Below are 23236 nucleotides of genomic sequence, written 5' to 3'. Positions count from 1 at the left end.
CGTGAGGACCGCTCCGGAGACACTTCACGTGTGGGAAACTGGTCTAGACAACCCTGAACACCGAAGGGCAGCATCACATGGCTGAGCGCCGCGTCAACGTCGGCTGGGCCGAGGGCCTCCACGCCCGCCCCGCTTCCATCTTCGTCCGGGCCGCCACGGCCGCAGGTATCCCGGTGACGATCGCCAAGGCCGACGGCAACCCCGTCAACGCGGCCTCCATGCTGGCGGTCCTGGGCCTGGGCGCCCAGGGCGGCGAGGAGATCGTCCTCGCCTCCGACGCCGACGGCGCGGACGCCGCCCTGGACCGGCTGGCCAAGCTGGTCTCCGAGGGGCTCGAGGAGCTTCCCGAGACCGTCTGATCGCGGCACCACCGAAGGGCTCGTCCGAATTACCGGGCGGGCCCTTCGCATTTCCTGTGCCGGGGGCGGGAATTCTCGACGGGGGGCAGCATGAAATAGCCCCCCGGAATTCTCTGCTCTTTGTATACGGCGTTCGTGTTAATGCCGCAGGCTCGACATGTTTACGGCATGTTGCGAGTTCCTCACACCGTTCGCGCCGCCGTGGCGCAGCCGGTGCGCGGCGGTCGAGCGCTCGGTGTGCAGGGTCGTGATCGCCCGCGCGCGCTCGGCGTCGCCCCGGGCCACGGCGTCGACGATCGCGCCGTGCTCCGCCCAGGACTCCACGGGGTTGGCCGGCGCGTCCACCATGTACATCCAGGCGATCTTGTGGCGCAGCTGGGTCAGCATGGATGTCAGGGCGGGGCTGCCGCAGGCCTGGGCGAGCGTCTCGTGGAACCAGCTCCCCAGGGAGCGCAGGTCCTCGCTGCCGCCCCTCCTGGCCCGCTCCTGACCCAGTCTGACCAGGCCGCGCAGGACTTTGAGGTGGGCCTCGGTGCGCCGCTGGGCGGCCCGGGACGCACCCAGCGGCTCCAGCAGCATGCGCATCTCCAGCAGGTCGGCGGCCTCCTGCTCGGTCGGCTCCGCCACGCACGCGCCCGCGTGCCTGCGGGTCACCACGAAGCCCTCGGCCTCCAGGGTGCGCAGGGCCTCGCGGACGGGGACGCGAGAGACGCCGTAGCGACGGGCGAGGAGTTCCTCGGTGAGACGGCCGCCACGCTCGTGGACACCCGCGACGATGTCGTCCCGGATGGCCGTGCACACCGAGTGCGCCGGAATACGCATGACCGACCTCCGTCTTAATCCCCGTGAAACGTCGACGAATGACGTTGTGTCCAGCGACTCTATTGCAGAGAGCCGGAATTTCCGACGGCAGGCCGGAATCCATGGATATTTTTTGGACACGGGGGCGACAGAAACGACGAAAACCCCGGCTCGGGGAAGCCGGGGTCCTCTCGGTCGGTGCGGGACGTCGTCAGACGTTCACGCCGTGCGAGCGCAGGTACGCGACCGGGTCGATGTCCGAGCCGTAGTCGGGGGTCGTACGGGCCTCGAAGTGCAGGTGCGGTCCGGTGGTGTTGCCGGTGGAGCCGGAGAGCCCGATCTGCTGGCCGGTGACGACCTTCTGGCCGACGGAGACGCCGATGGACGACAGGTGGCCGTACTGGGTGTACGTCCCGTCGTTCATCCGGATCACGATCTGGTTGCCGTAGGCCCCGCCCCAGCCGGTCTGGACGACCGTGCCGTAGCCCACCGCGTGGACCGACGTGCCGCTCGCGGCGTGGAAGTCGATGCCGGTGTGGCTGCCGGAGGACCACAGGGAGCTGCTGGCCTTGTAGCCCGTGGAGACGTAGGAGCCGGAGATCGGCGCGACGAAGGAGTTCAGGCGCTTGCGCTCGGCCTCCCGGGCGGCGCGCTCCTTGGCCTCGCGCTCCTTCTTGGCGAGCGCCTCGGCCTTCTTGCGCGCGGCTTCCTCGGCGGCCTTCTTGCGGGCGGCCTCCTCGGCGGCCTGCTTCTGGGCCTCGGCCTGCGCGTCGATCTTCTCGGCGATCGAGTCGCCGATGGTGATGACGGGGGTGAAGCCGGTCTGCTCGACGGCCTCGACGGAGTTGTCGGCGGCGAGCGCGGGGGCCGCGAGGGCTCCGATCACACCGGTGGTGGCGAGGGCCGCGACGCCGGCGACCTGGGCGGTGGAACGCTTGACGCGGCTGGGACGACGGTGCTTCCCGGTGGCGCACATGAACGCCATGTACAGGCTGGTCCTTTCCTTCCCTCTCGCCTACCGGGTTAGCTGACGGGTTCGGAGCAGGAAGGTCTCCTACGGACCCCCTCGCGGCTCGCGCGGGCGTCCGATTCACCCCAGGGACTGCGGTGGGTCCCCGGCTCCCCTGGCTCGCGCCGTACGGGGACTCGGCGATGACTGCCCGGTGCCGCGGGTGCGGCGCGGTGCCTGACGGACAGCCCGGATGACGCTAAGCGGGCCGCCTTTCAATCCCCAAACGGAACGCGGCTTTTGTAGCGCATCCCACAGGGCAGACGGGCATCTCTCCTTCAATTCCGCGCCAATTCGGACATAGAAGGGCCCTGGTGACAGGTCGGTCACCAGGGCCCGTCCACGCGCGCGTGCCGCTACTCGGCGGAAACCACGGTCACTTCACCGATGCCGAGCGCCGCCACCGGCTCCTTGATCTGCGCCGCGTCGCCGACGAGGACGGTCACCAGACGGTCCACCGGGAACGCGTTCACCACCGCCGCGGTGGCCTCCACCGTGCCGGTCGCGGCGAGCTGCTGATACATCGTCGCCTGGTAGTCGTCGGGCAGGTGCTGCTCGACCTGGTCGGCCAGCGTGCTCGCGACCGCGGCGGCCGTCTCGTACTTCAGCGGCGCCACGCCCACGAGGTTCTGCACGGCGACGTCGACCTCGGCGTCGGTGAGGCCGCCCTCGGCGAGCGTGCGCAGCACCTTCCACAGGTCGTCGAGCGCCGGTCCGGTGTTCGGGGTGTCGACGGAACCGCTGATGGCGAGCATCGACGCGCCCGTGCCGTCCGGCGCGGACCTGAGGACCTGCCCGAACGCGCGCACCCCGTAGGTGTAGCCCTTCTCCTCGCGCAGGACGCGGTCCAGGCGGGAGGTGAGGGTGCCGCCGAGGCAGTACGTGCCGAGCACCTGCGCCGGCCACACCCGGTCGTGCCGGTCGGGGCCGACGCGGCCGATGAGCAGCTGCGTCTGGACGGCGCCGGGACGGTCCACGATGATCACGCGCCCGGTGTCGTCGGCGGTGACCGGCGGCACGGGACGCGGCTCGGCCCGGGAGCCCGTCCAGCCGCCCAGGGTCTCCCCGAGCAGGGCGTCGAGGTCGATGCCGGTGAGGTCGCCGACGACGACCGCGGTGGCCGTCGCGGGCCGCACATGGCGGTCGTAGAAGGCACGTACGGCGGCCGCGTCGATCTTCTCGACGGTCTCCTCGGTGCCCTGGCGCGGGCGGGACATGCGCGAGGCCGCCGGGAACAGCTCCTTGGAGAGCTCCTTCGCGGCGCGGCGGGAGGGGTTGGCCAGCTCGTGCGGGATCTCGTCCAGTCGGTTGCGGACCAGCCGCTCGACCTCGCCGTCGGCGAACGCGGGCGCCCGGAGGGCGTCGGCGAGCAGGCCGAGCGCCTTGGCGAGACGGGAAACCGGCACTTCGAGGCTGAGGCGGACGCCGGGGTGGTCGGCGTGCGCGTCGAGGGTGGCGCCGCAGCGCTCCAGCTCGGCGGCGAACTCCTCGGCGGAGTGCTTGTCGGTGCCCTCGGAGAAGGCGCGCGCCATGATCGTGGCGACGCCTTCGAAGCCGGCCGGCTCGGCCTCCAGGGGCGCGTCCAGGAGCACCTCGACGGCGACGAGCTGCTGGCCGGGGCGGTGGCAGCGCAGCACGGTCAGGCCGTTGCCGAGCGCCCCGCGCGTGGGCGCCGGGAACGCCCACGGCTTGGCCTCGCCGGCCTGGGGCTGCGGGTGGAACTCCATCGTCGCGAGCTCGCTCACTTGGCCGCCTCCTGGTTCTTGTCGCCTGCTTCGACCGTGGCCTCGGCCTCGGGGTCTTCGGGGGGATCCGCGTCCTCGGCGACCTCTCCGGAGACGGGCTCGTAGACGAGCACCGCGCGGTTGTCGGGCCGCAGACGGGCCTTGGCGATCTCCTGCACCTCCTGGGGGGTGATCTCCAGGACGCGCTGGACGGCGGTCAGGGCGAGCTGCGGGTCGCCGAACAGGACGGCGAAGCGGCACAGTTCGTCGGCGCGGCCCGCGACCGTGCCGAGCCGGTCCAGCCACTCGCGCTCCAACTGGGCCTGCGCGCGCTCCATCTCCTCGCTCGTGGGGCCCTCGGCGGCGAACCGGGCGAGCTCCTCGTCGATGGCGGCCTCGATGACCGGGACCTCGACGTCACCGGAGGTCTTCACGTCCAGCCAGCCCAGCGAGGGCGCCCCGGCCAGGCGCAGCAGGCCGAAGCCGGCCGCGACGGCCGTACGGTCACGCCGTACGAGCCGGTTGTAGAGGCGGGAGGACTCGCCGCTGCCGAGGACCGTCAGCGCCAGGTCGGCGGCGTCGCACGCGCGCGTGCCGTCGTGCGGCAGCCGGTAGGCGGCCATCAGGGCGCGCGCCGGGACCTCCTCCTCGACGACCTCGCGCAGCTGCTCGCCGATGATGTCGGGGAGCGTGCCGTCGCGGGGCGCGGGCTTGCCGTCGTGCCCGGGGATGGAGCCGAAGTACTTCTCGACCCAGGCGAGCGTCTGCTCGGGGTCGATGTCGCCGACGACCGACAGGACGGCGTTGTTGGGCGCGTAGTACGTGCGGAAGAACGCGCGCGCGTCCTCCAGGGTCGCCGCGTCCAGGTCGGCCATCGAGCCGATCGGGGTGTGGTGGTAGGGGTGGCCCTCCGGGTAGGCGAGGGCGGTCAGCTTCTCGAAGGCGGTGCCGTACGGGACGTTGTCGTAGCGCTGCCGGCGTTCGTTCTTCACGACGTCCCGCTGGTTCTCCATGGACTCGTCGTCCAGGGCGGCCAGCAGGGAGCCCATGCGGTCGGCCTCCAGCCAGAGGGCGAGCTCCAGCTGGTGGGTGGGCATGGTCTCGAAGTAGTTGGTCCGCTCGAAGCTCGTCGTGCCGTTGAGCGAGCCGCCGGCGCCCTGCACCAGCTCGAAGTGGCCGTTGCCCTTGACCTGGCCCGAGCCCTGGAACATCAGATGCTCGAAAAGGTGAGCCAGGCCGGTACGGCCCTTGACTTCGTGGCGCGAGCCGACGTCGTACCAGAGGCACACCGCCGCGACCGGGGTCAGGTGGTCCTCCGAGAGCACCACGCGCAGGCCGTTGGCCAGGCGGTGCTCGGTCGCTGTCAGGCCCCCGGTGCCTGCCTGGTCTGTGGCCGTGTGACCCATGGGCATGTACGTCCCTTCGATCGCGGATGCGGTGCTGGAAACCGCTGTTTTCCTGCCGGTCCTGCCACTGTATGCAAGCGGGCGGACCGGCGGCGAAGTTCCCGGACGACGTACGCCCACAGCGGATCGCGTAGCCTGCGGGCAGCCGCGGCGAGGGCGACCCCGCCCGCGCCGGGCCGGACCGCCGACACCGGGTCCTGGCCCGGGTTGTCAGTGCCGCGGTCCACAATGGTCGCGTCAGATCCCGTTCATGCTTCAGCAAGCGTGAGCCGAAGGGGCCGTGAGCGACCCGTAGGCGAGCGACCAGAAAAGAGGAGCCGGCAGCGATGGCCCGCCGCAGCACGAAGACCCCGCCGCCCGACGACTCGTTCGAGGAGCGCATCCTCGACATCGACGTCGTCGACGAGATGCAGGGCTCCTTCCTCGAGTACGCGTACTCGGTCATCTACTCCCGCGCCCTGCCCGACGCCCGTGACGGCCTGAAGCCGGTGCACCGCCGCATCGTCTACCAGATGAACGAGATGGGCCTGCGCCCCGACCGCGGCTATGTGAAGTGCGCGCGCGTGGTCGGCGAGGTCATGGGCAAGTTGCACCCGCACGGCGACGCGTCGATCTACGACGCCCTGGTGCGCATGGCACAGCCCTTCTCCATGCGTGTGCCCCTCGTCGACGGCCACGGCAACTTCGGCTCCCTCGGCAACGACGACCCGCCGGCCGCCATGCGGTACACCGAGTGCCGCCAGGCGCAGGCGACGAGCCTGATGACGGAGTCGATCGACGAGGACACGGTCGACTTCGCGCCCAACTACGACGGCCAGGAGCAGGAGCCGGTCGCCCTCCCGGCCGCCTTCCCGAACCTGCTGGTCAACGGCGCGTCGGGGATCGCGGTCGGCATGGCGACCAACATGCCGCCGCACAACCTCGGCGAGGTGATCTCCGCCGCCCGCCATCTGATCCGCTACCCGAACGCGGATCTCGAGACCCTGATGAAGCACGTCCCGGGTCCCGACCTGCCCACCGGCGGCCGCATCGTCGGCCTCTCCGGCATCCGGGACGCGTACGAGACCGGTCGCGGCACCTTCAAGATCCGCGCCACGGTCGAGGTCGACACCGTCACCGCCCGCCGCAAGGGCCTCGTCGTCACCGAACTGCCCTTCACGGTCGGCCCCGAGAAGGTCATCGCCAAGATCAAGGATCTCGTCGGCTCGAAGAAGATCCAGGGCATCGCCGACGTCAAGGACCTCACCGACCGGGCGCACGGCCTGCGCCTGGTCATCGAGATCAAGAACGGCTTCGTGCCGGAGGCCGTGCTGGAGCAGCTGTACAAGCTGACGCCGATGGAGGAGTCCTTCGGCATCAACAACGTCGCCCTGGTGGACGGCCAGCCGCTCACCCTGGGCCTCAAGGAACTCCTCGAGGTCTACCTCGACCACCGCTTCGAGGTGGTGCGCCGCCGCAGCGAGTTCCGCCGCACCAAGCGCCGCGACCGCCTGCACCTGGTGGAGGGCCTGCTCACCGCCCTGGTCGACATCGACGAGGTCATCCGCCTGATCCGCTCCAGCGAGAACAGCGCGCAGGCGAAGGAACGCCTGATGGAGCGGTTCTCGCTGTCGGAGACCCAGACCCAGTACATCCTCGACACCCCGCTGCGCCGCCTGACCAAGTACGACCGCATCGAGCTGGAGGCGGAGAAGGAGCGGCTCAACGCGGAGATCGCGGAGCTGACCCGGATCCTGGAGTCCGACAGCGAACTGCGCAAGCTGGTCTCCTCCGAACTGGCCGTGGTGGCGAAGAAGTTCGGCACCGAGCGGCGCACGGTCCTGCTGGAGTCCTCCGGCGCCCCGGCGGCCGTGCCGCTGCAGGTCGCGGACGACCCCTGCCGGGTGCTGCTCTCCTCGACGGGCCTGCTGGCCCGTACGGCGAACGGCGAGCCGTTCCCGGCGGACGCCGAGGGCCGGCGGGTCAAGCACGACGTGATCGTCTCGGCGGTGCCCGCCACGGCCCGCGGCGAGATCGGCGCCGTCACCTCGGCCGGCCGGCTGCTGCGGATCAACGTCGTCGACCTGCCGCAGCTGCCGGACACGGCGTCGGCGCCGAACCTCTCCGGCGGGGCGCCGCTCACCGAGTTCGTGTCCCTGGAGGGCGACGAGACGGTGGTCTGCCTGACTACGCTCGACGAGTCCTCCCCCGGCCTCGCGCTCGGCACCGAGCAGGGCGTCGTCAAGCGTGTGGTGCCCGACTACCCGTCCAACAAGGAGGAGTTGGAGGTCATCACGCTCAAGGACGGCGACCGGATCGTCGGCGCGGTGGAGCTGCGCACCGGCGAGGAGGACCTGGTCTTCATCACGGACGACGCCCAGCTGCTGCGCTACCAGGCCTCCCAGGTCCGCCCGCAGGGCCGTCCGGCGGGCGGCATGGCGGGCATCAAGCTGGCCGACGGCGCGAAGGTCATCTCCTTCACGGCCGTGGACCCGGCGGTGGACGCGATGGTCTTCACGGTCGCGGGCTCGCGCGGCACCCTCGACGACTCGGTCCAGACGACGGCCAAGCTGACGCCGTTCGACCAGTACCCGCGCAAGGGCCGCGCCACCGGCGGCGTGCGCTGCCAGCGGTTCCTGAAGGGCGAGGACTGCCTGTCGCTGGCCTGGGCGGGCGCCGTCCCGGCCAAGGCGGCACAGAAGAACGGCACCCCGGCCGACCTCCCGGACGTCGACCCGCGCCGCGACGGCTCGGGCGTGTCCCTGCCGAAGACGGTGGCGGTGGTGGCGGGACCGGCCTAGAGCGTACGTAGAAAGTCCCGTCGTCCGCCCGGAGGGCGACCCCCGCGGCGTCTGGTGCGTGCGATCGCAAGGCGCCGGAGCGCCCTGACAGCGGAGCTGTTCGGGCGTTTCGGCAACGTCGTGAGCGCGCGTGCCAGACGCCGCGCAGGCGGGACCTTCGACAACACACCTAGAGCGGCGGGTCCGCGAACTCGTCCTCCGGATCCTGTACGTAGCGCAGGACGCCCCACATGCCGTGCTCGTCGGCGGTGTGCGGGGCGTCGCTCTCGCACGCCTTCAGCTCCTTGCCGAGGGCGGGCGCGTCGATGCCCGAGCCGATGAGGACGAGCTGGGTGAGGCGTGAGTCCCGGGCCTCGGCCGGCCATGCCTCTGGGTAGAAGCGCAGGAAGCGCCCCACGGCGTGCACGGCGTACCGGTTGCGGACGTCGTGCGCGCCGAAGTCGACGTAGCCCTTGATGCGGTAGAGCCCTTCGGGCCTGCTGTCGAGGAACTGCATCAACAGCCGTGGGTCCATGGGTACTTCGGAGCTGAAGGCGAGGCTGTCGTAGGCGGCGTGCAGGTGCGTGCCGTGGTCGTCCCGCTGGTGGTCGTCCTGGGGGCCGTGCTGGTGGTCGTGCAGGTCGTCGAAGGAGAGCTGCCCGATGCGCTCCCCGGCGGGCCTGCAGTCGAAGAGGAACTCGGGGTCGATACGGCCGTAGGAGGCGGGCACGACGGCGGCGCGGTCGACGAGGGACCGCACGAGCCCGAGGACCCGGTCGCCGTCCGCGGCACGGTCGAGCTTGTTGACGACGACGAGGTCCGCGAGGGCGAGATACCGGTCGATCTCGGGGTGCCGGGCGCGGGTGTCGTCGAACTCGGCGGCATCGACGACCTCGATGAGACCGCCGTAGACGATGCCCGGATGCTCGCTGGCGAGCACCAGCCGCACCAGTTCCTGCGGCTCGGCGAGGCCGCTGGCCTCGATGACGATGACGTCGATGCCGGTGGAGGGCGCGGCGAGCTTCGCCAGGTAGCCGTCCAGCTCTCCGACGTCGACGGCGCAGCACAGGCAGCCGTTGCCGAGGGACACGGTGGAGTCGCCGAGCGCGCCGGCGACGGCCATCGCGTCGATCTCGATGGCACCGAAGTCGTTGACGAGGGCGCCGATACGGCTGCCGCCGCTGCGGTGCAGCAGGTGGTTGAGGAGGGTGGTCTTGCCGGCTCCCAGGAATCCGGCGAGAACGACGACCGGGATCTGCCGGATGCCAGAGCTCGGCTGACTCAACGTGCGACCTCTTTCGCGCTGCTGTGCGCCGGAGCGTGATCTCGGCACACGTACGAGCTGTGACTGCCGGACCAGGATACGAGCCGGAATAATCACCGCGAAGTGAACGATTGTTAGCAGCGTCGGCGGGGCAGACGTCTGGGAAGGCGCCGGAGTGTGCGACCCTCGCTTCCCTCCGCGCGCTTCCTCTCCGCCTCCCTGCCGATCAGAGCCGCTCGGCACCCTGGGAGACGGCAAGCGCCGCCCACCGCTCGCCGGTCCCCACCAGTCGACCCGCACCCCGACGACCGGCGGAACGGCCGCCTGAATCGGGGGTAGTTGACATGGGCACACAGAGCTCGGGCCTTCGGAGGCTGAGCGCCGCCGCCTCGGCCGGCGTCGGCCTGGCAGCGGGCGCCGCCGTCGCCCTGGCCGCGCAGCGACCGGCACTCAAGGCCTTGCGCACACGGATCGAACACCTGGAACATGCCTCGCTTGCCCAGCGCCAGACCAATTTCGCCCACCAACAGCGCCTGCACTGGGAGTTGCTGAGCAAGGCCATGGACGACCCGGACCTGGCCGAAGTGCTGGACGCGTACAACGGGACGGTGCCGCCCCGCAAGCAGCGCCAGTTCCTCTTCGCCAACGCGCTCTACACCAACGCTCTCTGCTACTACCGCATGGGCAACATGACCCGTGAGGAGTTCTTCGGGTTCGCCAGGAGCATGCTCCAGATTCCCGTCTTCCGTGAGTACTGGTACTCGACACGCCCCCACCGGGCGACGCTGATCGACACCTCCGAGGAGGCCAGGCTCGGACGGATGGTGGACGACCTTCTGGTCCAGTTGGAGGAAACCGACATCGACGAGTGGTGGGTGGTCGGAGAGCCGCCGTCCGAGTAAGCCCACCCATGCGGCCCTACCAGGGCGGCATGGACGACCCGCGAGCCACCGCTCTGAGAGCATCACGCGAATGGGCGAATAACGAACCTGTAACCTCCGCGTTTGCCCAGGTGCCAACAAGGTTGACTACTGCGCATCCTGCGGCACGGGTCGATCCCCGCCGAACCGTCATTCATGCTGCCCGGTTGTCGAGGCCGCGGCCCCACCGGGCCGCATCGCACCGCGCTGCATCAGGGCGCACCGCCTCGAAACCAACAAAAGGAACATCAGAACAGTGAGCCACATCATCCGTCGGATCGGTACGCCGCCGAGCGCCCGCGGAAGCGCGACAGGTGCCAATTGCCCCGACATCTTCGAGCTGTCCGACGGAAGGTTCGCTGTCATCGGCACAGACCTCACCGAAGAACTCGACGTCATGCTTCCCGCAGACGCGTCCAGAGCCGACTACGAGCGCATCGTCGTCGTCACTCGCGAGACTCTCATCCACGCCAAGGCTGACATCCCCGACGCCTAGTCCAGGGACATCCCTCACTCGGAACAGCTCGACGCCCTCGTCAGCCTGCCTCGTTCGCACGCTGCCGTCCGCGGGCGCCTGGCGCTTCCCTGCGCCGTGCGCCCGCGGGCTGCAGCGCCCTGAATTCAGGGTCACAGCACGAAAGGCCGAGACCATGGCAATCAAACGACGGATCGGCGCCTCGCCCCAAGAGCGGGGCAGTCAGACTGGCCAGACCTGCCCCGACATCTTCGAGTTGGTCGACGGAAACTATGCGGTCATCGGGACGGAGGCCACTGAGCTGCTCGATTCCGAACTGCCCGCGGGTGCCGAGCGGGCCGACTATGAGCGCATCGTGATCGTCAGCAGGGAAACCCTGATCCGAGCGAAGGCGGACATCCCCGACGCGTGATCCCCTCCGCGCCACGGCCCGCGTCACTGCGGGGCATGGGCCGTCGGCGTGTCAGGCCCTCGCCGGCGCCCCGACAGCCGGTTCGGGCCCCACATACCGCGCCACCGGCCTGATGATCTTCCGGTCCTCCGCCTGTTCCAGGATGTTGGCGCTCCAGCCCACCATGCGGGCCGCCGCGAACGTCGGGGTGAACATCTCGCGGGGCAGGCCGCACAGTTCCATGACCACGCCCGCGTAGAACTCGACGTTCGTGTGGAGTTCGCGGCCGGGCTTCAGTTCCGCCAGGATCGCCTCCACCTGCCGCTCGACCTCCACGGCGAAGTCGACCCGCGGTCCGCCGAAGCTCTGGGCGACCTCCCGGAGCATCCGGGAGCGGGGGTCCTCCGTGCGGTAGATCGCGTGGCCGAAGCCCATGATGCGGTCGCCGGCGAGGACGCGTGCGCGGATCCAGGAGTCGATGCGGTCAGGGCTGCCGATGGCGTCCAGGGTGTCCAGGGCCCGGCTGGGCGCACCGCCGTGCAGAGGCCCGGACAGTGCTCCCACCGCGCCCACCAGACATGCCGCCACGTCCGCTCCGGTGGACGCGATGACACGCGCCGTGAAGGTTGACGCATTGAATCCGTGATCAATGGTTGAAATCAAGTATTGCTCGATCGCCCGGGCCCGGCGCGGTTCAGGTTCCGAACCCGTGACCATGTAGAGGTAGTTGGCCGCGTAGGGAAGGTCTTCGCGCGGTTCCACCGGTTCCAGGCCCCGCCCCAGCCGATGCAGTGCGGCGAGGAGGGTCGGTACGGCGGCGGCCGCGACGAGGGTGTCCCGGCGTCGTTCGTCCGCGCCGATGTCGTACACCGGCCGGAAGCCCTTGGCCGCGCCGAGCAAGGAGAGCGCGGTGCGCATGCCGGCCAGCGGCCCCGAGGCACCGCTCGCCGCCGCGATCGCGGGCAGCACCGCCCGCACCTCGTCGGGCAGTCGTCGCAGGGCCGCCGTCTCGCCGACGAAGTCCGCCCGCCGCGCCGCGTCCGGCAGTTCACCGTGGATCATGAGGTGCCAGACGTCCTCGAAGCCGCGGGTCCGGGCGAGCTCCACGGCCGAGTACTGCCGGTAGTGGTAGAAGCCCTCGAGCCCCCGCACGTCTCCGATCGCGGTGTCGGTGACGACGACACCGGCGAGTCCTCGCGGTACCTCGATGGGCGCGGCTACTGACCTGTTGACGGACATGATTACCTCCCTGAACTTGATTCGACTGTCCATGCTTGATTATATTGCTGTCAATATTGATTGAATCAATCTCACTCATCCATGTGTCGCTAGGCGGATACGGTGACCCCATGCGCGATCAAGACCCCTCCCCCGCCTCCACGGAACGGCGGCTGACCACCAAGGAAGCCGCCGAACTCCTCGGCGTGAAGCCCGAGACCGTGTACGCGTACGTGAGCCGCGGCCAGCTCAGCAGCCGGCGCGTGCCGGGCGGCCGGGGCAGCACCTTCGACGCCCGGGAAGTGGAGGCACTCGCCCGGCGCAACAGGCGGGAGAGCAGCGGGAATCCGGGCTCCGGCGGTGAACTGTCCGTCCGGACCCGCATCACGCTCATCGAGGAGGACCGCTACTACTTCCGGGGCGTGGACGCCACCGAACTCGCCACGCGCCACTCCTACGAAGAGGTCGCGGAGTGGCTGTGGACCGGCGGCATGCGACCGGGAACGACCTTCACCGCACCCGAGGCCGCCGTCGTCGTGGCCCGCCGCGCCGTCGACGGCCTGCCCGAACACACCAGCCCCACGGACCGGTTGAGGGTCGCCGCGATCGCCGCCGGCACGGCGGACCCGCTGCGTTTCGACCTGTCCGAGGAAGCCGTGCTCGGCACCGCGCGCACCCTGATCCCCACCCTGGTCGCCGCCCTGCCGCAGCGTGGGACCTACCGCCACGACGAGGGCCCGCTGGCGCAGCGCCTGTGGTCACGGCTCAGCGGCCGGGACGCCGACGAAGCCTCGCTGCGCGCTCTCGACACCGCGCTCGCCCTCCTCGTCGACCATGACCTCGCCGCCTCGACCCTCGCCGTCCGCGTCGCAGCCTCGGCCCGCGCGCACGCCTACGCGGCCGTCTCCGCAGGGCTGGGCGTGCTGGAGGGCCCTCTGCACGGAGCGTCCAGCGGGCTGGCGCACCGGCTGCTGATGGATGTGCTCGACGAGGGCGACGCGGGTCCGGTGATCGCCGAGGAGCTGCGGGCCGGCCGCCGCATCCCCGGCCTCGGCCACCGCCTCTACACCGGCGAGGACCCCCGCGCGCGTGTCCTGTTCGGCCTCCTGGAGGAGATCCCGAACGCCGCTCCCGCGCTCGCCGCGGCCCGCGACATCGTCGCCACCACCGCCCGTCACACCCCGCTGCACGCCAACGTCGACCTGGCCCTCGCCGTGCTGACGGCCTCCTGCGGCATGCCCGCCACCGCCGGCGAGACCGTCTTCGCCGTGGCCCGTACGGCGGGCTGGATCGCGCATGCCCTGGAGGAGTACGGGGAGCGCCCGCTGCGCATGCGCCCGAGCGGGCGCTACGTGGGTCCGAAGCCGCCCCAGCCCCTCCCGGAGTACTGATCACCCCGGCATGAGGTTCGCGGTCGTCAGAGGCGGATGACACACCGCGCCCCGGCTCCGCTCGGCGCCGGGGGTTCGCTGGCCAGGTCAGGTCTGGTCGTCGGCGGTCAGCCGCTGTTCCAGGCGGCTGAGCAGCTGGGTGCACTGCCGGACCGTGTCGAGGTCGTCGCCCAGGATGGCGGCGAGTTCCTGTGCCCAGGCGGCGTGCAGCACCCGGAGGTTGGCCGCGGCGCGCTCGGTCGCGCGCACGGCGACGCCGCGGCCCTCGGTGGCGGCGCGTGACACCATCCCCTTGCCCTCGAGGCTGCGCAGCGCCGTGCTGACGTTGGTGCGCTGCAGCCGGGTGCGGCGGGCGATCTCGCTGGGCGCGGCTCCGGGGTACAGGTCGACGACGCGCATCACCTGCCGCTCGGTCTCGGTCAGCGTCACCACGTCCGGCCCTTCCGGAGTCCGGGCGCGCACCAGCCGGCCGACGTTGAGGATCAGGTCGGCGAGGTCGGCGAGCGGACCGCCGACGTCCGTACCGATGGCGTCTTCTGTGTCGCGGGGCATGGCGCCATCCTACTGAATTATGTCATCATAATTATATGTCCATAACCAACGACGAAGGAGACCGGTTGACGATCGCCGCGGCCAGGGGCTCCGGCGTTCTCGAACCGGTGGCGGATCCGCCGCGGCGCGCGCGACTGGCGCTGATCCTCGGCGCGTTGAGCGCCTTCGGTGCTCTCACGATCGACATGTACCTGCCCGCCATGCCCCGCATGGCCGACCAACTGCACACCAGCGCACCGCTGGTCCAGATGACCCTCACGGCGTTCGTCGTCGGCCTGGCCCTCTTCCAGGTGGTCGTCGGTCCGCTGTCGGACGCGTGGGGCAGGCGCCGCCCGCTGCTGGCCGGTATGGCGTTGTACCTGGCGGGATCGCTGTGGTGCGCGCTGGCGCCCTCCGTCGGCTGGCTGATCGCCGGCCGGATCCTGCAGTCGCTCGGCGCGGCGGCGGGCACGGTCCTGGCCCGGGCCATCGTGCGGGACCTGTTCTCCGGCACCGCCATGACCCGGTTCTTCTCCACCCTCATGGTCGTCAACGGCGTCGCCCCGGTCATGGCACCCGTCATCGGCGGCCAGCTCCTGACGCTCGCCACCTGGCGCGCGGTGTTCCTGGTGCTCGCCGCCGTCGGCGCCGTCCTCCTGCTCGCGGTCGTCTTCGCGCTGCCCGAGTCGCTGCCGGACGCACACCGGGCGCCGGCCCACCTGCGTGCCACGCTGCGGACCTTCCGGACGCTGGCCACCGACCTGCAGTACATGCGGTACGTGCTCGCCGCGGCGCTGATGTTCGCCGCGGTGTTCGCCTACATCTCGGGATCGTCGTTCGTCCTGCAGGACGCCTACGGGCTGACGGCCCAGCAGTTCGGTCTCGTCTTCGGCCTCAACGGTCTGGGCATCGTGCTGCTCGGTCAGGTCGGCGGCATGCTCGTCGGCCGCGTCGCCGACGAGCACACCCTGCTGCGCGTCAGCCTGACCGTGGCGGCCCTCGGCTCCGCCGGCGTGCTGGCCTGCGCCGTGTTCCGCCTCCCACTCCCGTTCCTGCTGGCGTGCCTCTTCCTGGTGGTGTCCGTGCTCGGCATCGTGCTGGCCAACGCCACCTCCCTGGCCCTGGGCAGCCACGGTTCCGCAGCTGGAGCCGCCTCCTCCCTGCAGGGGCTGCTCCAGTTCCTCGTCGGCGGCCTCGCCGCTTCCGCCATGAGCCTGCCGGGCCAGGTCACGGCCGTGTCCATGGGCGCCACCATGCTCGTCTGCGCCACGGCCGCGCTGGCCGTCCTCAGTGCCCGCCGTGCGTGAGACATCGGCCCCTTGGGAAGCCACCCCGGGCCAAGTCAGGTTAGGCTCACCTCTGTGAGTACGTGCTCAACCGCTTCCCAGGAGCTCGACGAGCCCCTCGCGGGAACCGCGGCCACCGCCCGGACCTGGCTGCTGCTGGAGCAGCCGGGCCCTTGGGGCGCCAAGGCGCTCACGTCGAGCCACCTCGACCCCGCGCTCGGCCGCGCCCTGGAGGCGGCCGCCAAGGGCACGGGCGTACGCATCGCGCTGATCCGCCGCCCCGGCCGTCACGCGGACAGCGGGACGCCTGCGGCACGGCAGGTCTACGCGGCGCACACCCTGCCCGGCCGGGGCTGGGTGCGGTCCGCCACGATCCGCGAGCCGAAGGACCTGCTCGACCTCGACTTCGCGGCGCTCGGCAGGGGCGAGCACCGCACCTTCGACGCGGTTCTCGGCGGGCGGCCGTACACCGGCGACCCGCTCGCCCTCGTCTGCACCAACGGCAAGCGCGACCGCTGCTGCGCGCTGCTCGGGCGTCCGCTCGCCGCCGAACTGGCCGCCTCGGGCGCCGAGGGTGTCTGGGAGGTCACTCATCTGGGTGGTCATCGCTTCTCGCCGACGCTGCTCGTGCTGCCCCACGGATACGCGTACGGCCGCGCCGAGGCCCAAGCCGTCATGCACGTCCTGCACAGCGTCCGGCAAGGACGCGTCGTCGTCGAGGGCTGCCGCGGGAGCTCGGCCTGGGAGCGGCCCGGTCAGGCGGCCGAGCTGGCCGTGCGCACCGCGGTGGGCGAGTACGCGGCGGACGCCCTGGCCGTCGTGGCGACGCGCGGTGCGGCTCCGCGCTGGGAGGTGACCGTCGCTCACGCCGACGGACGCCGCTGGCGCGTCGTCGTGGCCCAGGGCGCAGCGGCGCCGCCCCGCCCGGAGAGCTGCGGGACGTCGATCCTGGGGTCGCCCGCGCGCATGGACGTCGTCGAGGTACGCGAGCTGGTGACGACGGCTCTCGCGAGTTGATCAGGCTCGTCAAGGCGTCGGCCCGCCCGCTCAATGTTGATCAACCCGTATTGATCACGAGACGCACACCACACCCCCTACGGCGGCTCCCGCCCTCCCACGTACCGTCATGGGTATGAGACCCACTCCCCCCGCCCGCCGCCTGCGCCTCGGCATGCCGAAGCGGGTGTTCTCGCAGGTCCTGCTGATGCAGGTGGCGATCGCCGCGGGAGTCGCGGTGCTCGCGACCGGCCTGTTCCTCGCGCCGCTCAGCAAGCAGCTGGACCAGGAGGCGATGCGCAGGGCCCTGGCCATCGCCGAGACGACGGCGCAGGACCCGCAGATCGCCGAGGGCGTGCTCACCACCGCACCGAGCAGGAACGGTCCGGTGCAGAGGGAGGCCGAGCGGATCCGGCTGGCCACGAACGCCGAGTACATCGTCGTGCTGAACACCCACTGGGTGCGCTGGTCGCATCCGACGGCCTCGCAGATCGGCCGCAAGGTCTCGACGAGCCCCACGGAGGCCCTGGCGGGCAAGGAGGTCATGGAGATAGACCGGGGCACGCTGGGGCGCTCGGCGCGCGGCAAGGTGCCGCTCTACGACGCCGACCACCGCATCATCGGCGCCGTCTCGGTCGGTATCGCCTACGACAGCGTGCGGGCCCGGCTGCTGAGCGCGATCCCCGGGCTGCTCGCCTACGCCGGCGGCGCGCTGGCCGTCGGAGCGCTGGCCGCCTGGCTCGTCTCCCGCCGGGTCCAGCGGCAGACCCGCGACCTGGCCTTCTCCGACATCTCGGCGCTGCTCGCGGAGCGGGAGGCGATGCTGCACGGCATCCGGGAGGGTGTCGTCGCCCTCGACCGCAGCGGCCGTATACGCCTCCTCAACGACGAGGCGCACCGTTTGCTGAGCATCGACGAGGAGGCCGTCGGCCGCTCCCCGGACGAGGCTCTCGGCGAAGGACGGACGGCCGACATCCTGGCCGGCCGGGTGACCGGCACCGACCTGCTCACCGTCCGCGGCCAGCGCGTCCTGGTCGCCAACCGCATGCCCACCGACGACGGCGGCGCCGTGGCCACCCTGCGCGACCGCACCGAACTGGAGCAGCTCGGCCGGGAGCTCGACTCGACCCGCGGCCTGATCGACGCGCTGCGCGCCCAGGACCACGAGCACGCCAACCGCATGCACACCCTCCTGGGCCTGCTCGAACTGGAGATGTACGACGACGCCGTGGACTTCGTCGGCGAGGTGGTCGGCGATCACCGGGCGACCGCGGAGCAGGTGACGGAGAAGATCCAGGATCCGCTGCTCGCGGCGCTGCTCGTGGGCAAGGCGACCGTGGCGGCCGAGCGGGGCGTCGCGCTGTGGATCTCGGACCGGACGTGGCTGCCGGACCGGTTGGTCGACCCGAGGGGGCTCGTCACGGTCGTCGGCAACCTGGTCGACAACGCGCTCGACGCCGTCGCGGGGACGCTCCACGCGCGCGTGGAGGTCGAGTTGCGCACGGAGGGCCGTACCGTCGTCCTGACCGTGCGCGACACGGGACCCGGGATCCCGGCGGAACAACGTGAGCTGGTCTTCACCGACGGCTGGTCCACGAAGGAGGCGCCCGCGCACCGTGAGCGCGGCATCGGGCTCTCCATGGTGCGCCGGCTCGCCGAGAGGCAGGGCGGCAGCGCGACGGTGGGCGAAGCACACGGTGGGGGCGCGGAGTTCACCGTCGTCCTCCCGGAGTCCCTCGGCGAGCCCGAGCCGGAGCCGGTGACGACCGCCGCCGCCAACACGGTCGCCGTCGAGGAGGAGTCGTGATGATCGAGGTTCTGGTCGTGGACGACGACACCCGGGTGGCCCAGGTCAACGCCGCCTACGTGGAGAAGGTGCCCGGCTTCCACGTCGCCGGTGAGGCGCACAACGCGGCCGATGCTCTGCGGCAGTTGGAGGCGCTGCCCCGGCTGGATCTGGTCCTCATGGACCACTATCTGCCGGACGAGACCGGCCTCGCGGTCGTCCAGGAGATGCGCCGGCGCGGCCACCAGACCGACGTGATCATGGTGACGGCGGCCCGGGACGTGGCGACGGTGCAGGCCGCGATGCGGCACGGCGCGCTGCAGTACCTGGTCAAGCCGTTCGCCTTCGCGGGGCTGCGCGCCAAGCTGGAGGCGTACGCGGAGCTGCGGCGCAGGCTCGACGGCGGCGGCGAGGCCGAACAGGCCGAGGTCGACCGCATCTTCGGCGTCCTGTCGGCGCCCTCGGACCCCGGGCTGCCCAAGGGGCACTCCCCCACCACCGCCGAGCTGGTGCGCCAGGCCCTGATGAACGCCGAAGGGCCGCTGTCGGCCCAGGAGCTGGCCGACCGGACGGGACTCAGCCGCCAGACCGCCCAGCGCTACCTGAAGCTCCTGGAGCGCACGGGGCGCGCCCGGCTGACCCTGAAGTACGGCGACGCGGGCCGCCCTGAACACCGTTACGTGTGGGCGACCCGCGCCTGAGGGCACGGCCCGGTTGAGGCGGGGGAAGGGACCGTGCCCCTCCCCCATACGGATTCAGCCCTTGGCCTTCTCCACGAACTCGGTGGTGAAGGTCTTGCTCAGATCGACCTTGGCGTTCTTGATGTTCGGGTTGAACGCCTTGAGCACCTTCTCGACGGTCTCGGGGCCGTTCTCCGGCATCACGCCGTCCTTGGTGAACATGGGCAGGGTGCTCTTGACGGCCTGCGCGTAGAGCGCCTTGTTCCCCTGGGAGTAGTCGGCGGGCATCTTGGCGGCGATCTCGGACGCGCTGTGTGTGGACATCCAGTTGAGCGTCTTGACGAATGCGTTGACCAACTTCTGGACGGTGTCCTTGTGACTGTTGACCCAGTCCGTCTGCATGTACAGGCTTGACGACGGGTACGGACCGCCGAGCGCCTTCTGGGATCCCCCCGGGGTCCGCATGTCCAGCAGGACCTTGCCGGCCTTCTTGTCCAGGATGTTGGCGACGGTCGGGTCGGTCGTCATACCGCCGTCGATGGCGCCGTTCTGCAGCGCCGCGATGAAGGTCGGCCCGGCGCCGACGGCGACCGGCGTGAAGTCGCTGACCTTCACTCCGTTCTTGACCGCGAGGTATTTGGTGAGGAAGTCGGTCGAGGAGCCGAGCCCGGTGACGCCGAGCTTCTTGCCCTTGAAGTCCTTGGGCGAGGTGATGTCGCCCTCGGCCTTGTTCGAGACGATCTCCACCTCGCCGGGCGCCTGCGAGAACTGCACGACGGATTCGACGTACTTCTGCTTCGTCTGCAGGTCGAGCGTGTGGTCGTAGAAGCCGACGGCTCCCTGGACCTGCCCCGAGACGAGCGCGGTCTCGGCCTGCACGCCGGCCGGCTCGCTCAGCAGTTCCACGTCGAGTCCCTCGGCGTCGAAGTAGCCGAGCCGCTGGGTGAGCATCGCGGGCAGGTAGATGACCTTGTCCAGGCCGCCGACCATGATCTTGACCTTCGTACCCTTGCCGTCGCCCTTGCTGCCGGCGTCGGCGGAGGTGCTGCTCGCCGCGTCGTTGGCGCAGGCGGTGAGGGAGGACAGGGCGAGGACGCCGACGGCGGCGAGGGCGGTGAGTCTGGCGGACTTGCGCATGGTGGTTCACGTCCTTGTGGATGGCGGTGCGGGAGCGAAGGGGGCAGGGGGCCTGCGGGGGGGCGTAGGGGCCGGGCGCCCAAGAGGGCGGTCGCGGCTAGGAGTTCGTCGGCTTCCAGCGGAAGACGCGGCGCTCGACGAAGGTGAGCAGTCCCTCGGCCGCCAGTGCGACGACGGCGAGGATCACCATGGCCGCGTACACACCGGCCGCGTTGAAGGTGTTCTGGGACTGCGAGACGAGCAGGCCGATGCCCTTGGTGGCACCGATGTACTCGCCGACAATGGCGCCGATGAGCGCGAAGCCGAAGCTGACGTGGAGGCTGGTGAAGATCCAGGAGGTGGCCGACGGGATGACGACCTGAAGGGTCACCCGGCGGTCGCTGGCGCCCAGGATGCGGGCGTTGGCGACCAGGTTGCGGTCGACCTCGCGGGCGCCCTGGAAGGCGTTGAAGAACACCGGGAAGAAGACCAGGACGACCGCCGAGGCGACCTTGGACGCGGGGCCGAGGCCGAACCAGATGAGGAAGATCGGGGCCAGGATGATCCTCGGCATCGAGTTGAGCACCTTGATGTATGGACCAAGGACATCCGCGAGGAAACGGATCCGCCCGAGGGCGATGCCGAGGACGACACCGGCGACCACGCCGAGCACCCAGCCGAGCAATGCCTCGTAGAGCGTGTACCAGATCTGCTCGCCCAGGGAGCCGAGCGCGGTCCCGTGAGTGAGCCAGGTCCAGATCTGGTCCCAGATCTTCGACGGCATCGAGAAGTTGAACGGATCGATGACCTTCGCGCGGGAGAACACCTCCCACAGACCGAGGACGGCGACCAGAAGCAGGATGCGGGTGGCCTGGACGACGATCCGACGTCTGCGGGCGGCACGCGCGCGTGAGTGGGCGCGATCCGGGACCTTGACGGTGTCGACGACCGGCGTGCTGAGAACCTCAGGCGACATCGGCGGCACCCCTCTCGCGGGTGATGCGGACCTCTTCGCCGAGGGACTCCCAGATCTCGCGGTAGATCTCGATGAACCGCGGCTCCAGGCGCACCTGCTCGACCTTGCGCGGCCGCGGCAGGTCGATGTCGAAGACGTGCTTGACGGTGGCGGGCCCGGCCGTCATGACGACGACCTTGTCGGCCAGCGCGATGGACTCCTCCAGGTCGTGGGTGACGAAGACGACGGAGGCGCCCGTGCCCTCCCACAGCTCCAGCAGTTCGTCCGACATCAGGGCCCTGGTCTGCACGTCGAGCGCCGAGAAGGGCTCGTCCATCAGCAGGATCTCGGGGTCGTTGACGAAGGTCGCGGCAAGGGCGACGCGCTTGCGCTGACCGCCGGAGAGCTGGTGCGGGTAACGGTCCTCGAACGCGGCGAGTCCGACCCTGGCCAGCCACTCGCGCGCCTTCTGCCTGGCCTCCGCCTTGGGCACACCGCGGAAACGGGGGCCGGCCATGACGTTCGACAGGACGGTACGCCAGGGGAAGGTGGCGTCCTGCTGGAAGACGAAACCGACCTTGTCGCCGACGCCGCGCACCGGTTCCCCGGCGACCAGGACCTCGCCCTCGGTGGGCTCCTCCAACCCGCTGACCAGGGTCAGCGTGGTCGACTTGCCGCATCCGGTCGGTCCCACGACGGCCACGAACTCGCCGCGTCCGACCGTGAGGTCGAGTTCCCTCACCGCCGTGTGCAGACCCCCCGACGGGGTCCTGAAGATCTTGCTCGCGCCCCGCAGCCGGATGGCGGGGCTGGTGTCTGCGCTCATGGCCGGGGACGGTAGATGTGGTCCCGGACACAGCAGCAGCCTTGTGAGCACATGCCGTTCTTTTGCTTGCAACAGACTGTTGTGCTCATTTTGCTCGCGCTACAACAGCGGAGCCGAAACACGGGCTTAACGCCCGCCAGGCCTTGACAGAAAGAGGCCCGATGATTGACGTCCTGGTCGTGGACGACGACTTCCGCGTCGCGGAGATCAACGCCAAGTACGTGGGAAAGGTTCCCGGTTTCCGGGTGGCCGCCCGCGCGCACAGCGCTGCGCAGGCGCTGGCCACCGTGCAGCGCGGCGGTGTCGACCTGGTGCTGCTCGACCACTATCTGCCCGACCAGACCGGCCTCGAACTCGTCCACCGCATGCGGGAACAGGGCCACGGCACCGACGTCATCATGATCACCGCGGCCGGCGACGTGACGACGGTCCAGACCGCGATGCGCCTGGGCGCCCTGCACTACCTGGTGAAACCGTTCACCTTCGCCGCCCTGCGGACCCGGCTCGACTCCTACGCCGCCCTGCGCCGCACGGTCGACCGCGTCGGCGGCCGCGGCGTCGCCGGCCAGGAGCAGGTCGACCGCATCTTCGGCGCCCTGCGCACCGCACCGGCGCCGTCGTCACCGGGCCTGCCCAGTGGCCAGTCGGAGCCGACGACCGACCTGATCTGCCACGTCCTGCACGACGCCGACCATCCGCTCTCCGCCCACCAGGTCGCCGCCGAGACCGGCCTGAGCCGCTCCACCGCCCAGCGCTACCTCCGCCACCTCGAACAGGCCGGCCGCCTGCGCCTGTCCCTCAAGTACGGCGACACGGGCCGCCCGGAACACCTGTACGCGTGGGTGGCCCCCTAGCCGGCCCAGTCGCGGGCGGTACGAGGCCGGGAGCGGCGTGGGCGGTACGACGTCGTGAGCGCCGTGTTCGGTATGAGGCCGGGAACGCCGTGGGCGTACGACGTCGGGGGCGCCGTCGGCTAGGCGGCTCCCGCCCCCGTCAGTGAGCGCACCTCGGTCTCCGCGTGCTTGGCCTCGTCGGGGAGTTCGGCCGAGGTGACCGTGCCCAGCCAGCCGGCCAGGAAGCCCAGCGGGATCGAGACGATGCCGGGGTTCTGGAGGGGGAAGTACTGGAAGTCGGCGCCCGGGAAGAGTGAGTCCGGGCTGCCCGAGACCACCGGCGACAGCACGACGAGGGCCAGCGCGGGAATCAGCCCGCCGTACACGGCCCACACCGCACCCCGGGTGGTGAAGCCGCGCCAGAACAGCGAGTACAGCAGCACCGGCAGATTCGCGGACGCGGCGACCGCGAAGGCGAGGCCGACCAGGAAGGCGACGTTCATGTCGCGC

Annotated in this window: 22 protein-coding genes and 1 riboswitch; of the genes, 11 read left to right on the top strand and 11 right to left on the bottom strand. The window is 70.7% G+C overall.

What is annotated here, in order from left to right; translation table 11 throughout:
* Positions 1-77 precede the first annotated feature (77 nt).
* Complete coding sequence (locus tag M8J74_RS36950; RefSeq protein WP_249840617.1) at positions 78-359, top strand: HPr family phosphocarrier protein; 282 nt, start codon at positions 78-80, stop codon at positions 357-359.
* 138 nt (positions 360-497) lie between these two features.
* Here the strand turns inward: M8J74_RS36950 and M8J74_RS36945 are convergent, their stop codons facing one another.
* The 4 genes from M8J74_RS36945 to M8J74_RS36930 form a co-directional block, all read right to left on the bottom strand.
* A complete protein-coding gene (locus M8J74_RS36945) occupies positions 498-1181 on the bottom strand; it encodes a GntR family transcriptional regulator (protein WP_249840616.1) in 684 nt (227 codons plus the stop codon).
* Between the two features lie 190 nt (positions 1182-1371).
* Complete coding sequence (locus M8J74_RS36940) at positions 1372-2145, bottom strand: M23 family metallopeptidase (protein ID WP_249840615.1); 774 nt, start codon at positions 2143-2145, stop codon at positions 1372-1374.
* A 12-nt stretch (positions 2146-2157) separates the two neighbouring features.
* Positions 2158-2322: riboswitch (cyclic di-AMP (ydaO/yuaA leader) on the bottom strand.
* Between the two features lie 203 nt (positions 2323-2525).
* A complete protein-coding gene (locus M8J74_RS36935) occupies positions 2526-3914 on the bottom strand; it encodes a M16 family metallopeptidase (RefSeq protein ID WP_249840614.1) in 1389 nt (462 codons plus the stop codon).
* Entirely contained in the window at positions 3911-5305 is a 1395-nt protein-coding gene (locus M8J74_RS36930; RefSeq protein ID WP_249840613.1) for a M16 family metallopeptidase, read from the bottom strand. Before M8J74_RS36930 ends, M8J74_RS36935 begins: the two co-directional genes overlap by 4 nt.
* Positions 5306-5625: 320 nt before the next feature.
* Between M8J74_RS36930 and M8J74_RS36925 the strand changes: the two genes are divergently transcribed.
* Entirely contained in the window at positions 5626-8079 is a 2454-nt protein-coding gene (locus M8J74_RS36925; protein WP_249840612.1) for a DNA gyrase/topoisomerase IV subunit A, read from the top strand.
* 169 nt (positions 8080-8248) lie between these two features.
* On the opposite strand, the gene M8J74_RS36920 is transcribed toward M8J74_RS36925, so the two are convergent.
* On the bottom strand, positions 8249-9343 hold the full coding sequence (locus M8J74_RS36920; RefSeq protein ID WP_249840611.1) for a CobW family GTP-binding protein: 1095 nt from the start codon (positions 9341-9343) through the stop codon (positions 8249-8251).
* 323 nt (positions 9344-9666) lie between these two features.
* Here M8J74_RS36920 and M8J74_RS36915 point away from each other — a divergent pair, with 323 nt between their 5' ends.
* The 3 genes from M8J74_RS36915 (at position 9667) to M8J74_RS36905 (ending at position 11129) form a co-directional block, all read left to right on the top strand.
* On the top strand, positions 9667-10224 hold the full coding sequence (locus M8J74_RS36915) for a DUF6082 family protein (RefSeq protein ID WP_249840610.1): 558 nt from the start codon (positions 9667-9669) through the stop codon (positions 10222-10224).
* A gap of 274 nt (positions 10225-10498) precedes the next feature.
* On the top strand, positions 10499-10738 hold the full coding sequence (locus M8J74_RS36910) for a hypothetical protein (protein WP_249840609.1): 240 nt from the start codon (positions 10499-10501) through the stop codon (positions 10736-10738).
* Positions 10739-10892: 154 nt separating this feature from the next.
* Complete coding sequence (locus M8J74_RS36905) at positions 10893-11129, top strand: hypothetical protein (protein WP_249840608.1); 237 nt, start codon at positions 10893-10895, stop codon at positions 11127-11129.
* A 51-nt stretch (positions 11130-11180) separates the two neighbouring features.
* Here the strand turns inward: M8J74_RS36905 and M8J74_RS36900 are convergent, their stop codons facing one another.
* Positions 11181-12347 (bottom strand): citrate synthase/methylcitrate synthase, encoded by a 1167-nt coding sequence (locus M8J74_RS36900; protein WP_249840607.1) that lies wholly within the window; start codon positions 12345-12347, stop codon positions 11181-11183.
* A gap of 110 nt (positions 12348-12457) precedes the next feature.
* On the opposite strand from M8J74_RS36900, the gene M8J74_RS36895 reads away from it, so the two are divergent.
* Positions 12458-13717 carry a citrate synthase family protein gene (locus M8J74_RS36895; protein WP_249840606.1) on the top strand — a complete coding sequence of 420 codons (1260 nt, stop codon included), beginning with the start codon at positions 12458-12460 and terminating at the stop codon, positions 13715-13717.
* A gap of 87 nt (positions 13718-13804) precedes the next feature.
* On the opposite strand, the gene M8J74_RS36890 is transcribed toward M8J74_RS36895, so the two are convergent.
* Entirely contained in the window at positions 13805-14269 is a 465-nt protein-coding gene (locus M8J74_RS36890) for a MarR family winged helix-turn-helix transcriptional regulator (protein ID WP_249840605.1), read from the bottom strand.
* Positions 14270-14304: 35 nt separating this feature from the next.
* Here M8J74_RS36890 and M8J74_RS36885 point away from each other — a divergent pair, with 35 nt between their 5' ends.
* From M8J74_RS36885 to M8J74_RS36870, 4 genes are all read left to right on the top strand, one after another.
* Positions 14305-15555, top strand: a complete 1251-nt coding sequence (locus M8J74_RS36885) for a multidrug effflux MFS transporter (protein WP_249840604.1) — start codon at positions 14305-14307, stop codon at positions 15553-15555.
* Positions 15556-15609: 54 nt separating this feature from the next.
* Positions 15610-16551 (top strand): ferredoxin family protein, encoded by a 942-nt coding sequence (locus M8J74_RS36880; protein WP_249840603.1) that lies wholly within the window; start codon positions 15610-15612, stop codon positions 16549-16551.
* Positions 16552-16666: 115 nt separating this feature from the next.
* A complete protein-coding gene (locus tag M8J74_RS36875; RefSeq protein ID WP_249840602.1) occupies positions 16667-18337 on the top strand; it encodes an ATP-binding protein in 1671 nt (556 codons plus the stop codon).
* Positions 18337-19017 carry a response regulator gene (locus M8J74_RS36870; protein ID WP_249840601.1) on the top strand — a complete coding sequence of 227 codons (681 nt, stop codon included), beginning with the start codon at positions 18337-18339 and terminating at the stop codon, positions 19015-19017. Before M8J74_RS36875 ends, M8J74_RS36870 begins: the two co-directional genes overlap by 1 nt.
* A 54-nt stretch (positions 19018-19071) precedes the next feature.
* On the opposite strand, the gene M8J74_RS36865 is transcribed toward M8J74_RS36870, so the two are convergent.
* From M8J74_RS36865 to M8J74_RS36855, 3 genes are all read right to left on the bottom strand, one after another.
* Positions 19072-20133 (bottom strand): ABC transporter substrate-binding protein, encoded by a 1062-nt coding sequence (locus M8J74_RS36865; RefSeq protein WP_249840600.1) that lies wholly within the window; start codon positions 20131-20133, stop codon positions 19072-19074.
* A 97-nt stretch (positions 20134-20230) separates the two neighbouring features.
* A complete protein-coding gene (locus M8J74_RS36860) occupies positions 20231-21088 on the bottom strand; it encodes an ABC transporter permease (protein WP_249840599.1) in 858 nt (285 codons plus the stop codon).
* On the bottom strand, positions 21078-21893 hold the full coding sequence (locus tag M8J74_RS36855) for an ABC transporter ATP-binding protein (protein ID WP_058922527.1): 816 nt from the start codon (positions 21891-21893) through the stop codon (positions 21078-21080). The genes M8J74_RS36860 and M8J74_RS36855 overlap by 11 nt, the downstream gene beginning before the upstream one ends.
* Positions 21894-22054: 161 nt before the next feature.
* On the opposite strand from M8J74_RS36855, the gene M8J74_RS36850 reads away from it, so the two are divergent.
* Positions 22055-22747, top strand: a complete 693-nt coding sequence (locus tag M8J74_RS36850; protein WP_249840598.1) for a response regulator — start codon at positions 22055-22057, stop codon at positions 22745-22747.
* 119 nt (positions 22748-22866) lie between these two features.
* Here M8J74_RS36850 and M8J74_RS36845 read toward each other — a convergent pair.
* Positions 22867-23236 (bottom strand): sodium:solute symporter family transporter (locus M8J74_RS36845; RefSeq protein WP_443744584.1); only part of this gene is annotated, 370 nt, incomplete at its 5' end.

It is taken from the genome of Streptomyces panaciradicis (assembly GCF_023516615.1).
Lineage (GTDB): Bacteria > Actinomycetota > Actinomycetes > Streptomycetales > Streptomycetaceae > Streptomyces > Streptomyces panaciradicis.
This window is presented reverse-complemented; position numbering and strand designations above follow the sequence as displayed.